This window comes from Archangium sp., from assembly GCF_036388035.1.
In the GTDB taxonomy this organism is placed as follows: domain Bacteria; phylum Myxococcota; class Myxococcia; order Myxococcales; family Myxococcaceae; genus Archangium.
This window is the reverse complement of the sequence record NZ_DASVSO010000756.1, coordinates 1-11,823: the sequence shown is the minus strand read 5'-3', so window position 1 is coordinate 11,823 and position 11,823 is coordinate 1. Positions and strand designations below refer to the sequence as shown.

Annotated in this window: 11 protein-coding genes and 1 pseudogene; 2 read left to right on the top strand and 10 right to left on the bottom strand. The window is 69.4% G+C overall.

All coding sequences use genetic code 11. The features are described from left to right. The 7 genes and pseudogenes from VF697_RS31020 to VF697_RS30990 form a co-directional block, all read right to left on the bottom strand. Positions 1–161 (bottom strand): annotated as a pseudogene (locus VF697_RS31020) ((2Fe-2S) ferredoxin domain-containing protein); the annotation flags it as partial. 198 nt (positions 162–359) lie between these two features. Beyond that, positions 360–1,115 (bottom strand): NADH-quinone oxidoreductase subunit I, encoded by a 756-nt coding sequence (locus VF697_RS31015; protein ID WP_331100600.1) that lies wholly within the window; start codon positions 1,113–1,115, stop codon positions 360–362. A gap of 19 nt (positions 1,116–1,134) precedes the next feature. After that, positions 1,135–2,628 (bottom strand): complex I subunit 1 family protein, encoded by a 1,494-nt coding sequence (locus VF697_RS31010; protein WP_331100598.1) that lies wholly within the window; start codon positions 2,626–2,628, stop codon positions 1,135–1,137. A 2-nt stretch (positions 2,629–2,630) separates the two neighbouring features. Further along, positions 2,631–4,493, bottom strand: a complete 1,863-nt coding sequence (locus tag VF697_RS31005; protein WP_331100596.1) for a 2Fe-2S iron-sulfur cluster-binding protein — start codon at positions 4,491–4,493, stop codon at positions 2,631–2,633. Beyond that, positions 4,490–5,755, bottom strand: coding sequence for an NADH dehydrogenase (quinone) subunit D (gene nuoD, locus VF697_RS31000; protein ID WP_331100594.1), 1,266 nt, complete (start codon positions 5,753–5,755; stop codon positions 4,490–4,492). The genes VF697_RS31005 and nuoD overlap by 4 nt, the downstream gene beginning before the upstream one ends. Before the next feature lie 39 nt (positions 5,756–5,794). Beyond that, the gene (locus VF697_RS30995; protein WP_331100602.1) at positions 5,795–6,307 is read right to left on the bottom strand and encodes an NADH-quinone oxidoreductase subunit C; all 513 of its coding nucleotides are present in this window, start codon (positions 6,305–6,307) and stop codon (positions 5,795–5,797) included. 145 nt (positions 6,308–6,452) lie between these two features. Further along, complete coding sequence (locus VF697_RS30990; RefSeq protein WP_331100592.1) at positions 6,453–7,739, bottom strand: adenylate/guanylate cyclase domain-containing protein; 1,287 nt, start codon at positions 7,737–7,739, stop codon at positions 6,453–6,455. Between the two features lie 123 nt (positions 7,740–7,862). On the opposite strand from VF697_RS30990, the gene VF697_RS30985 reads away from it, so the two are divergent. Continuing rightward, entirely contained in the window at positions 7,863–8,333 is a 471-nt protein-coding gene (locus VF697_RS30985) for a PaaI family thioesterase (protein ID WP_331100589.1), read from the top strand. Positions 8,334–8,403: 70 nt separating this feature from the next. Here VF697_RS30985 and VF697_RS30980 read toward each other — a convergent pair whose 3' ends face one another. Continuing rightward, a complete protein-coding gene (locus tag VF697_RS30980) occupies positions 8,404–8,961 on the bottom strand; it encodes an NADH-quinone oxidoreductase subunit B (RefSeq protein WP_331100587.1) in 558 nt (185 codons plus the stop codon). A 6-nt stretch (positions 8,962–8,967) separates the two neighbouring features. Continuing rightward, the gene (locus VF697_RS30975) at positions 8,968–9,345 is read right to left on the bottom strand and encodes an NADH-quinone oxidoreductase subunit A (protein WP_331100585.1); all 378 of its coding nucleotides are present in this window, start codon (positions 9,343–9,345) and stop codon (positions 8,968–8,970) included. A gap of 215 nt (positions 9,346–9,560) precedes the next feature. Between VF697_RS30975 and VF697_RS30970 the strand changes: the two genes are divergently transcribed. Next, entirely contained in the window at positions 9,561–11,153 is a 1,593-nt protein-coding gene (locus tag VF697_RS30970) for a methyl-accepting chemotaxis protein (protein WP_331100583.1), read from the top strand. 24 nt (positions 11,154–11,177) lie between these two features. On the opposite strand, the gene VF697_RS30965 is transcribed toward VF697_RS30970, so the two are convergent. Then, positions 11,178–11,823 (bottom strand): hypothetical protein (locus VF697_RS30965; RefSeq protein WP_331100580.1); only part of this gene is annotated, 646 nt, incomplete at its 5' end.

The window sequence follows — 11,823 nt, the reverse complement described above, 5'->3', positions numbered from 1 at the left end:
GGCCCCATGTGGCAGAAGCCGTAGCAGCCTCCGCGGTACAGCTCACAGCGCGGCTGGAGCTTCCGTGTGGACAGCTCATCGCGAGCGGCGGCGGCCACGGCGTCGGAACCACCGGCCTTGCAGCTCGAGCCCTTGCACACGGAGAGGCGGTAGCGCTTCATGCACCGGGAACCCTACGGAGTTTGCGAGGTGCTGGAAAGGGCTGCCGCGGTCGAGCAAGGCCAGCCCCCTCGCACGCTGAGCGCCAGGCTGTAGGGCTGCAACGGGGCTGCACTCCTCTGGCCTGAAACGACACCGGCCCGCCGTCCACCGCGAGGAGCGGGGAGGGCGGGCCGGGTGCCGGCAGGTCGCCGGGCGTCCTACTTGAGGAACTTCGTCACGGGCACCGGGCCCTCGTTGGAGACGACGGTGCGCGAGGTGGGCGGCGTGACGTGGTCGCCGTGCGTGTCGCCCGCCTCGAGGTGCGGGTGCTGCGGCTCGTTGCCCTCGCCCACGCGGGCGTGGGCCTCCTTGTGCACGTGCGCCGGCTGATCCGAGCTGGGGCGCTTGTTCCACGGATCCGACGGGTGGGAGACGGCCGGGCCCTTGAGCAGCTTGGGGATGTCGTAGACGAAGCCCTGCCGGTTGTACTCCGCCGGAGTGTGCGTGTACGTGTCCATGCGGATGGCGTCCTTGGGGCACGCCTCCACGCACAGGCCGCACACGATGCAGCGCAGCTCGTCGATGACGAACTGGGTGGGGAACTTCTCGATGACGCGCGAGCTGGCCTCGCCTGCGTCCACCTCGTACTCACCGGCCTCGATGTAGATGCACTGGGCCGGGCAGATGGTGGCGCACATGTAGCAGGCCACGCAGCGTGGCTTGCCGTCATCGCGCGGAACCAGCCGGTGCAGGCCACGGTAGCCCGGAGGGTAGGGGATCTTCTCCTCCGGGTACTGCACCGTGGTGACGAGGCTGGTGCCCGTGCGGGACTCGAACGGGGTGCCCACCTCGCGCGTCCCGAAGAGGTTGCGCAGGAAGTGCCGCGTGGTGATGGCCAGGCCGCGGAGCAGCTCCGGGATGTAGGAGCGCTCGCGGATGTCGGTGCGGGGCTCCTGGGTCGCCTTGTAAGCCATGGTGTCTTTCTCTCAGAGACTAGTGCGAGGCCGGGGCGGGGTGCGCGCCGGCGGCGTGGGGGTCCGCAGGGGCCGCGTGGGCGGCGGCGGCGTGACCGTGGGCGGGCAGGCCGTGGCCCTGCGCGTCGTGGCCATGGCCGTGGCCATGAGCCCCGCCGTGGCCGTGCTCCTCCGTGCTCTGCTTCCTCGACAGCGTCAGGGACAGCAGGATGCCGATCTCCAACAGGCCCATCAGCGCGAGCAGCCGCAGCGAGGGATCCCACAGCACGAGGGCGCCGCTGAGGAACACGTTGATGAGGCCGATGGGCAGGAGGATCTTCCAGCCCAGCGTCTGGATCTGGTCGTAGCGGAAGCGCGGGAACGTCCAGCGGATGGTCAGCTGCAGCCATACGAAGAACATCACCTTCGCCCAGAACACGGTGCCCAGCACGGTGCCGTACAGCCAACCGTGCTCCTTCATGAGCGCCAGGTTGGACAGCCACTCGCCGCCGAAGGGCAGGTGGTAGCCACCGAAGAAGAGCACCACGATGAGGCCGGAGAGGATGACGATCTCCACGAACTCGGAGATCATGAACAGGCCGAACTTCATGCCCGAGTACTCGACGAAGTAGCCGATGATCTCCGACTCACCTTCCGGCGTGTCGAAGGGGGCGCGCTTGGTCTCCGCGAAGGCCGCGGCGAAGAAGAGGAAGAAGCCCAGCGGCTGCAGCAGGAAGCCCCAGGCGGGGATGCCGAAGTCGAAGGCGCCGCCCTCGGAGGTGAAGCGCCACAGGTAGCGGGCCTGGCCGCTGGCGGCATTGCCCGCGCCCAGCTCGTTGGCGACGTTGCCCATGAAGACGGGCAGCTGCACCGTCGAGAAGGCCAGCATGAGGCCCACCAGCGACAGGCCGAGCGCCACCTCGTAGGAGATCATCTGCGAGGAGGCGCGCACGCCACCGAGCAGGGCGAACTTGTTGTTGGAGGACCAGCCGGCCAGCGACGTGCCGTACACCGCCAGCGAGGCGATGGCGAACACGTAGAGGATGCCGAAGTCCGGGGTGGCCACCACCATGTCCACCTTGTTGCCGAACACCGACACGCTGGGGCCGGCGGGCACCACCGCGAACAGGGCGAACACCGGCGCGAAGGCCAGCATGGGCCCCAGGTTGTAGAGCAGCTTGTTGGCCGTCGCCGGGATGAAGTCCTCCTTGAACAGCATCTTCATGCCGTCGGCGAGGAAGTGGGGGATGCCCACCAGGGCGCTGTTCTTGAGACCCGGCAGGTTGATGCGCGCGCGGTTGGGACCGATGCGATCCTGCATCAGCGCGCTCCACTTGCGCTCGGCCACCGTGAGCAGGGAGGCAATCCCCATCACCACGGCGACCATCAGGATGACCAGGTTCGTCAGACGGCTGGCGCCCGCGAACAGGTGCTGCTCCGCCAGGCCCCCGAGGAGGTACGCCGCAGCCATGATGCCCACGAAGTGGGCGAACATGACGCCAAACCAGAAGAGGATGGTGAGTATGCGCTTCATTGTCAGATACCCCGGACCCTGGGAGCGCCGAACTCACGGTACCCCGGAGGCCGGCCGTCGGCGGCGGTCGGCAGCGGGTTGATGCCGGGCTTCTCACGATCGGGCGGGGCGGCCTTGTCCCAGTCGAACTGGGCGAACTCGGTCACCGTCTTGCCCAGCTCGCGGAACACCTCGCGCGCGGACGTCCAGGCCACCGTGCCCCCCATCTCGCGGGTGAGCTCGGCCGCCAGCGCCCAGTGCGCCGTGGCGTCGCCCTTGGGCGGGTAGGCCTTGCGGAAGCGCTGGATGATGCCGTCCCCCTGCACGAACGAGCCGTCGTGCTCCACGTGGACGGCGGCGGGCAGCACCACCGTGGCCTGCGCGGTGAGGGGCGACTCATTCGTCGCCTGCACCACGAAGACGTCCAGCTTCGAGGCCGCCTGGGCGAAGGCCTCGACGTTGCCCGGCACCTCGTTGCCCACGGCGTAGAGCGCCGTCACCCGGCCACCGTCCAGGGCCTTGGTCAGGTCCTCGAACGACTTGACCGTCAGCCCCAGGCCCTGGGCGATGAGCTCCAGGCCCTTGCGGTTGGGGTTGCGGTCCGCCGTCAGCAGGTAGTGGTCCGCCTGACCCTGCGGGCGGCCACCGACGTAGACCTCCTTGGCGCCCAGCGTCACCTTGGCGAAGGTGAGCGTGGCGAGCAGGTCCTCGTTGGAGGCCACCGGCGAGGCGAGCACCGCCACGCGGCCCTTCACCCCGGCGAGCGCCTGGCCCGCGGCCTTCACGGCCTCACGGCGAGCGACCTCGGGACGGGCGGTGCCGGTGCCCGGCTGGCGGCCGACGACGGCGGCGAGCACGCGGCCGAGGTTGAGGCCCTTGTACGTCTCGCGACCGTGGTCGCACATCCAGCTCTTGTTGATGGCCTCGTTCTCGCGCGGGCGGTAGCGGTAGGTGTCCTGCGCCATGAAGTCCGCGTAGATGTTGCAGCCGCGCGAGCAGCCAGTGCACACGGACGGAGCGGCGGACAGGAACCACGAGCGGGCGCGGAAGCGGAAGTCGCGGCTGAGCAGCGCGCCCACCGGGCAGATGTCCACGGTGTTGAGCGAGTAGTTGCTGTTGAGCTCGCTGCCCGGGAAGGTGTCGATGACCTCGTGGCTGCCACGGCCGAAGATGCCGAGCTGCGGCTCCTTCGGAATCTCGTTCATGAAGCGCACGCAGCGGCTGCAGATGATGCAGCGCTCCTGGTCCAGCACCACGCGGGGCCCGAGCACCTTGCGCTTGTTCTTCATGACCTTGCCGCCCTCCAGACGCGAGGGGCGGTAGTCGTAGCGCATGTAGTAGTCCTGCAGCTTGCACTCACCGGCCTGGTCGCAGATGGAGCAGTCGACCGGGTGGTTGAGGAGCAGGAACTCCTGCACCGCGCGCTGCTGCTCCTTCACCTTGGGGGTGGTGGTCTTGATGACCTGCCCCTCGGCGAGCGGCGTCTGGCAGGCGGGCACCAGCTTGGGGGCGTTGGAGGCCTCCACCATGCACATGCGGCAGTTGGCCGCGATGGACAGGCGCGGGTGGTAGCAATAGTAGGGGATGTCCGAGCCGACCATCTTGGCCGCCTCGACCATGTTCGTCCCCGGCTTCACCACCACTTCCTTGCCGTCGATGGTGCAGGTGACGAAGCCCGGGTTCTTCGGCGGGGGAGGGGCCGGCTTCGCCGCGGGAGGCGGCGGAGGCGCGGTGGGGGCGCTGTGCGCGGCCGGAGGGGTGTCCAGCTTGGCGCCCGCGGGCGGGTGCTTGGGCGCGGAGCCGGGCGCCTCCCGCGTCTCGGAGGGCGAGCCCTTGGGGGGCGTCTGCGAGTCTCCGGTGGGCTTCTTGGTGTCGTTGTCGCTCACTGCTCGACCTCGCCGCCGATCATGTTGATCGTGTCAAAGGTGGGAATGAGGTCCGCCAGCATCTTGCCCTGGATGATCTCGGGCACGGCGGACAGGATGGGGTAGCCCGGGGCGCGCACGTGGACCTTGTACGGCCGGCCGCCGCCGTCGCTCACCATGTACCAGCCCAGCTCGCCGTTGGCGGCCTCGGTGGCGTCATACACCTCGCCGGGCGGCACCTGGATGCCCTCCATCACCAGCTTGAAGTGCGAGATGACGCCCTCGATGGTGCCGTACACCTCGGGCTTGGGCGGCAGCGCGATGCGCCAGTCGTCCAGGATGATGGGGCCGGCCGGAATCTGCTTCAGCGCCTGGCGCAGGATGCGATCCGACTGCTTCATCTCCTCGATGCGCATCAGGTAGCGATCGAAGTTGTCGCCCTTCTCGCCGATGGGGATGTCGAAGTCGAAGCGGTCGTACACCCAGTAGGGCTTGGTCTTGCGGATGTCGTAGTTGATGCCGCAGGCGCGCAGGCAGGGGCCCGTCCAGCCGTAGTCGATGGCGTCCTCGGCGCTGATGACGCCCGTCTCCTTCGTGCGGTCCACGAAGATGCGGTTGCGTGTGAGCAGCCCGTCGATCTCCACGACGAGCTCGGCCACCTTGTCCAGCGACTTGAGGGTGCGCTCGATCCACCCCTCGGGCAGGTCGCGGTTCATCCCGCCGATGCGGCCGAAGCTGGTGGTGAGCCGCGCGCCCGTCAGCTCGGCCACGCGGTCCATGATGAGCTCGCGCGCTTCCACGGCGAAGAGGAACGGGGCGAAGCCGCCCAGCTCCATGCCCGTGGCGCCCACGCACGTCAGGTGGTCATGGATGCGGTGCAGCTCCGAGCCGATGACGCGGATGTACTGGGCGCGCTCCGGGATCTCCAGGCCGATGAGCTTCTCCACGGCGTTGAGGAAGCCGAAGTTGTTCATCATCGCCGACACGTAGTTCAACCGGTCCGTGTACGGCAGGCACTGGGTCCAGGTGACGTTCTCGCAGCTCTTCTGGAAGCCGCGGTGGAGGAAGCCGATCTCACAGTCGGACTTGGCGATGTTCTCGCCCTCGAGCTCCACCTTCATGCGCACCGTGCCGTGCATGGCGGGGTGCGACGGGCCCATGTTGACATACATCCGCTTGGTCTGGAGGTGGGCCTCCAGCTCCGCCTCGTGGGCGTAGGCGTCGATGTCCGGGTTGGGCGCTTCGGGGCTGGGGGGTGACGCGGGCTTGTGGGGATCCGCCATGATCGTGTCCTCGGGGGGCTGTCCGGTGGGGGCGGGCGCTCAGCTCACGCCGCTGGTGCCGGGGCCGCGGAAGATGTCCTTGATGGGGCGCTCGGGGATGAGCGGCTGCCGGTCGCGCAGGGCGTAGTCCTTGCGCAGCGGGTGGCCCTGGAACTCCTCGTACAGCAACACACGGCGCAGGTCCGGGTGTCCCGTGAAGCGGATGCCGTAGAAGTCCCAGACGAAGCGCTCCCACCAGTTGGCGCCCTTGAAGATGGGCGTGATGGAGGGAAGCTCCGGGTTCGTCTCGCTCACGCGCACCTTCAGGCGCACGTGCTCGTGACGCGACAGCGAGTAGACGAAGTAGACGACCTCGAAGCGCGGATCATTCTCCGCGAGGTGGAGGCGGTCCACCGCGTCGATCGAGGTGAAAAGCTTGAAATCCAGGTCGTGCTTCAGGAACGCGGCGACCTTCGGCAGGTGCTCGGCGTGGATGACGGCCCAGGCGCCGCCAGTGCGGTCGAGGTAGCGCTCCGCCACCGCCTCCGGAAACTGGGCGGTGACCCTGTCCAGTGCAAAAGTGCTCAAGGGGGGCCTCAATGCTGGCTAAGGAATCCGGCGCGTTATAAGGATGCCCCCCCTCGCCCGTCAACGTAATCCCTCAACCATCCTCGCTACTTACGCGACTCAGAAGCCCACGTTCGCGGGAACGGGCATTTCAGGCCGTCGCGCCGGTACCCCTGCGGGCGGGGAGCGGCTGGGGAATGAAGGTGGAGACCGGCTCCCGCTTGCCGGGGACGGCGCTGGGGGGCAGCTCCCGCCAGAGGAACCCCTCACCCGCCTGGGCCCGGGTCTCCCGGGAGACGAGGACGGCCGCTCCGTGCTCCTTGGTGAGCCGCTCGATGCGGCTGGCCAGGTTCACCGTGTCGCCAATGGCGGTGTACTCCAGTCGACGGGCGGTGGAGCCGATGTTGCCGAGCACCACGCTCCCGGTGTGCAGCCCCACCCCCATGCGCAGGCCCGGCTCGCCCCGGGCGGCCCGCTCGGCGTTCACCGCCTCCAGCTCGAGCATCATCTCCAGGGCGCACTCGACGGCCCGCCGGGCGTGCTCCGGGTCGTGCAGGGGCGCGCCGAAGTACACCATGAGTGCGTCCCCGATGAACTTGTCGAGCGTGCCGCCGTGGCGGAACACCACCTCCACCATGCGGCCGTAGTACTCGTTGAGCATGGCCACCACGGCCTCGGGGGACAGCCGCTCGCTCAGGGAGGTGAAGTCCCGGATGTCCGCGAAGAGGATGGTCACCTCGCGCACCTCGGGGGTGGACACCGGGGAGACCACGTCCTGCAGGCGCTCGGCCACCGCGGGGGAGAAGTAGCGTCCGAGCTGGGCGCGCTGGAGCTCCTCGTGTGTCACCGCGGAGATGAGCACGTGGATGCGCTGGAAGAGGTAGCGCGCGGCCCCCGCCGTCAACGCCAGCACCACCACCGCCACCACGCGCGCGCCCCCGCCGATGGAGGCCTCGGCCTGCAGGTACACCTCGGCCACGGCCGCCACCGCCGTCACCGTGAACGTCACCGTGCGCCGCAGCGACAGCGCCGAGATGACGATGAGGCAGGCGTAGAGACCGAGGGTGAAGCCCGCCACGCCGCCGGGTGAAGGGGAGACGGGGATGGCCAGGTGCTGCAGCCAGTAGATGGCCGGCACGTCCACCACCGCGAGCGACAGTCCGGCCCAGCTCGCCACCCGCGTCGAGCGCAGCACGCCCACCAGCGTCGCCACGGTGCACAGCCAGTAGGCGACGAAGGGGCCCAGGTACACCTCCCAGTCCGCCAGCCCCTGCACGCGCGCCAGGTACACGGTGATGGCCAGGATGACGGACACGCCGAGCAAGCGCAGCATCGCGAGCCGCCCGGCGTTGTGCCGGCGCTCGGACTCGATGGCCTTGCCCACCGGCTCCCGCAGGAACTCGGCGAGGGCCGCGCGTGTCTGCCGGGTCTCGACCACTCTTCCTCGAGCATGCATCAGGTGTGCGCGCATCCTCGCATGCGCCTGGGGGGCACGCACTTTCCGCGTGCCTGCTCGTCCGTCGAGCGTCCCAAGGCGTCACGGCGGCGTTATGTTCCCGCCATGTCCACGACTTCTCCCGAGAGCCTCCAGGAACGCTTCGCTCCCAACCTCGCCTGTTTCGGCTGTGGCCCCGCCAACCCCCAGGGCCTGCACGTGCGCAGCGTCGTGGAGGGCGAGCGCGTCGTCGCCGACTGGACTCCCGCCGAGCACCACCAGGCCTTCCCCGGCGTGGTGAACGGGGGGATCATCGGCTCGCTCCTGGATTGCCACTGCAACTGGACGGCGGCCCACGCGCTGATGAAGGAGCGCGGCCTGGACACCCCGCCGTGCACCGTCACCGCCGAGTACACCATCCAGCTCAAGCGCCCCACGCCGCTCGGGCCCCTGCACCTGGAGGCCAGGCCCGTCTCCATCGAGGGAGACAAAGTCATCATCGAGGGGACGCTCACCGCGGGGGGCAAGGTGTGCGCCACCTGCCGCGGCACCTTCGTGGCGGTGAAGCCGGGCCACCCCGCCTACCACCGCTGGTAGAAAAGCGAAGGGCCCCGCCGCCTCCGAGGAGGCTCGCGGGGCCCTGGGCCGGCACGGGGCCGGGAAGCGACTAGCCCTGGCGGGGGTAGTTCGCGGCCAGCAGGTCGTGCGGGGCCGGAGCGCGGTGACCGACGCGGTGCGTCTGGTTGCCGATCTTGTCCTGCAGCAACTTGAGGCCGTCGAGCACCTGCTCGGGGCGCGGCGGGCAGCCGGGGATGTAGACGTCCACCGGGATGATGCGGTCGATGCCCTGCAGCACCGCGTAGTTGTCGTAGAAGCCGCCCGACGAGGCGCACACGCCGAAGGCGACCACCCACTTGGGCTCGGTCATCTGCTCGTACACGCGCTTGAGGATGGGCGCCTGCTTCAGGTTGATGGTGCCAATCACCATCAGCATGTCCGCCTGACGGGGCGAGAACCGGGGGAACTCGGCGCCGAAGCGGGCGATGTCGTGGCGACTGGAGGCCACGGACATGAACTCCATGCCGCAGCACGCGGTGGCGAACGGGTAGGTGAAGAGCGAGTACTTGCGCGCCCAACCCAGACCCTTGGACATCATCCGCTCGAAGAAGCCCATGGCCTCGTCGCGGCGGGTGGTGATTACGGGGGCGATATCGGTCTCAGCCATGGTTCCTCAGTGCTCCCACTCCAGGGCGCCCTTCTTCCAGATGTAGATAAGGCCGACCACGAGGGTTGCAGCGAAAACGAGCATCTCGATGTAGCCAAACCAGCCGAGTGCCTGGAAGTTCACCGCCCAGGGGTACAGGAACACGGCTTCGACATCGAACACGATGAACAGCAGGGCCACCACGTAGAATTTCACCGCGAAGCGCTGGCGCGCGGGGCCGCTGCTCTCGGAGCCGGCCTCGAAGGCCGTGGACTTGATGGCGCTCGGGCGCCGCGGGCCCAGCACGGAGGCGAGGCTGGGGATGATGAGCGCCAGGATGCCCGACAGGAGCAGCACCACCGCCAGGGGCAGGTAGTCGGCGAGGGGGTTGGTCGTGGGGTTCATTTCGCGGCGGACCCTAGGGGCGCCCCGGGGCGGTGTCAATGGGGAAACCGGGGATCCAACCCCCGGACATGACAGAGAAAAGCCGCGTGGGAGGCTCGGCTGCCCGCCCGCCCGTCCGAGAAGCGGCGATGCACCGGGGTTTGACGCTCCGCGCGTCGGGGGCCTAGGGTCACACCCTGGCGCGTCTTCCGATCAGACAAGAGAGAAGCCCAAGCATGTGGGGTCGGCTCAGTTTGCGCTGGCAGGTGGCTTTCGCGGTGCTGGTTCCCAGCCTCGCGGTGGCCCTGTTCAGCGGATTTTATTTTCCGAAGCAGCAGCGTGAATTCGGGTTGCAGCGACTCGAGGACCGGGCACGGGTGGTGGGGCTGCTGGCCTCCGAGGAGATCTCCGCCCTGCTGGCGCGGGAGGGCCAGGCGCCCCCGGTCACTTCCGGCACCCAGCCGGCGGACGCGCGGGAGGGCGGGCTGCGGGCGGTGGAGCAGCTCTCGCGCCTCTTCGAGCGGGTGGAGCAGGCGGGCGCCATCTCCTTCCAGGCGGTGCTGTCGCCGGACGGCAAGGTGCTGTCCACGCGCGGCACCGTGCCCAAGGGGCTGACGGGGGCGACGGAAGCGGGCAATTGCAAGGTGGAGCGCGTGCAGGGCAACCCGGTGGCGCTGTGTGCGCTCTCCGGGGGCCACACCTACGTGGTGGGCCTGGACTCCGCCGCGGTGAAGGCGGAGGCGGACGCCATGCGCTGGCCGAGCCTCCTGGTGTACCTGGGCGCCACGGTGGTGGGCCTCTTCATCGCCTTCTTCATCGGGCGGGCCATCGCCGAGCCGGTGACGCGCATGACGCAGGCGGCGCGCGAGGTGTCGCAGGGGGACATGTCGCTGAGCGAGGTGGACGTGGCCTCCGCGGGCGAGGTGCGCATGATGGCGCACTCCTTCAACGAGATGCTGGGCACGCTGCGCGGCACGGTGACGGAGCTGCTGGCGCGGCTGGAGCAGCTCTCCAGCGCCTCGCGCGGGCTGACGGGCGCGTCCGCGGATCAGGAGCACGTCATCAGCCAGCAGGCGGCGTACGCGCAGCAGATCGCCGCCACCTTCGAGGAGCTGAGCCGCACGGCGGAGCAGATCTCCAGCTCCACCGAGGTGGTGGAGTCCAGCGCGCGGCGCACGCACGAGGCGGTGGCCGAGGCGATGGCGGTGGTGGCGCAGGTGGTGGCGGGCATCAACGACATCCGCATGGAGTCCAAGGGCGTGGCGGACGCCATCGTGGGCCTCAACCAGGACCTGCAGCAGGTGTCCAAGATCGCCCAGGTCATCAACCAGGTGGCGGAGCGCTCGGACCTGCTGGCGCTGAACGCGGCGCTGGAGGGCACCAAGGCGGGCGAGGTGGGCCGGGGCTTCTCGCTGGTGGCCGCGGAGATGCGCAAGCTGGCCGAGAGCGTGTCCGCCTCCGCGCGGGACATCGCCCGCATCGTCGAGAAGGTGCAGGACTCGGGCAACGAGGCGGCCACCAAGGCGCGCGTGGGCATGGCCACGAGCGACCGCGGCGTGGAGGTGGCCGAGCAGGCCTCGGCGGTGTTCCAGCGGATTGTGGAGCTGGCACGCGGCACGAGCGAGGCGGCACGGCAGATCACCATCGCCACCCGGCAGCAGCGTCAGTCCAGCGAGCAGGCCGTGCAGGGCGCTCGCAACGTGGCCGAGCTGGTGAAGCAGGGCGTGGACGCCACGGGCCGCACCACCCGCATCGCCCAGGACCTGCACAACGTGGCCGACAGCCTCACGGTGCTCACCAGCAAGTTCAAGGTGGCCCGAGACCGGTAGTCCCGGGCCCCGCGCGGCCCTGGCTCACTCCAGGGTCGCGGTGAGCTTCACGCTGCCCGAGTTCCGATAGAACCCGTCCACCCAGAGGAAGTAGCTGCCGGCGGGCAGCTCCGCGATGTCCAGGGTGGGGGAGCCGCAGGCCACGCGCGTCCCCGCGGTGCAGGCCGCGCGGACCACGGTGAGCGCCAGGGTTTGGCCCACCGAGTCCGTGGCGCTCGCGTGGAGTGCCAGTGTCCGGTCGGTGGTGAAGGCGTAGACGAGATCCGCCCCGTTGCTCCCGCTACAACTCCAGTCCCCGTCATCGTGCAGGACCGAGGCGTCCATCTGGTCCGTCGCGGTGCCGCCCTGCGCGCCGTGGGAGAAGACCAGGGGACGCGCCTGGGCGCAGGCGTCGCCGGGAGGAGGCGGCAGCAGCTCCGCGCGGAGGATGTACCCCGAGCTCTCGAAGGATTGGACGTAGCGGTCGAGCCAGACGTAGTGCGTGCCGGGGGGAAGCTGGCCCGACTCCATGCCGGAGCCACAGGAGCGCTCCGCTCCGCCGCAGAGGTCGCTCACGGCCACCACGGAGGTGTAGACACCTTCCGCGTCCTCGACCCGCGCGTGCAGGTAGGCCGGCTCGCTCGTCTCCAGCCGATAGACCCGGTCCCTCCCCCCGGCACGACCGCAGCTC

What these genes read in the sequence shown, in the direction of transcription:
- VF697_RS31015 (WP_331100600.1), bottom strand. Translation starts at nt 1,115, where the DNA reads ATGGCTTACAAGGCGACCCAGGAGCCCCGCACCGACATCCGCGAGCGC.
- nuoD (WP_331100594.1), bottom strand. Translation starts at nt 5,755, where the DNA reads ATGGCGGATCCCCACAAGCCCGCGTCACCCCCCAGCCCCGAAGCGCCC.
- VF697_RS30970 (WP_331100583.1), top strand. Translation starts at nt 9,561, where the DNA reads ATGTGGGGTCGGCTCAGTTTGCGCTGGCAGGTGGCTTTCGCGGTGCTG.
- VF697_RS30975 (WP_331100585.1), bottom strand. Translation starts at nt 9,345, where the DNA reads ATGAACCCCACGACCAACCCCCTCGCCGACTACCTGCCCCTGGCGGTG.
- VF697_RS30985 (WP_331100589.1), top strand. Translation starts at nt 7,863, where the DNA reads ATGTCCACGACTTCTCCCGAGAGCCTCCAGGAACGCTTCGCTCCCAAC.
- VF697_RS30980 (WP_331100587.1), bottom strand. Translation starts at nt 8,961, where the DNA reads ATGGCTGAGACCGATATCGCCCCCGTAATCACCACCCGCCGCGACGAG.
- VF697_RS31010 (WP_331100598.1), bottom strand. Translation starts at nt 2,628, where the DNA reads ATGAAGCGCATACTCACCATCCTCTTCTGGTTTGGCGTCATGTTCGCC.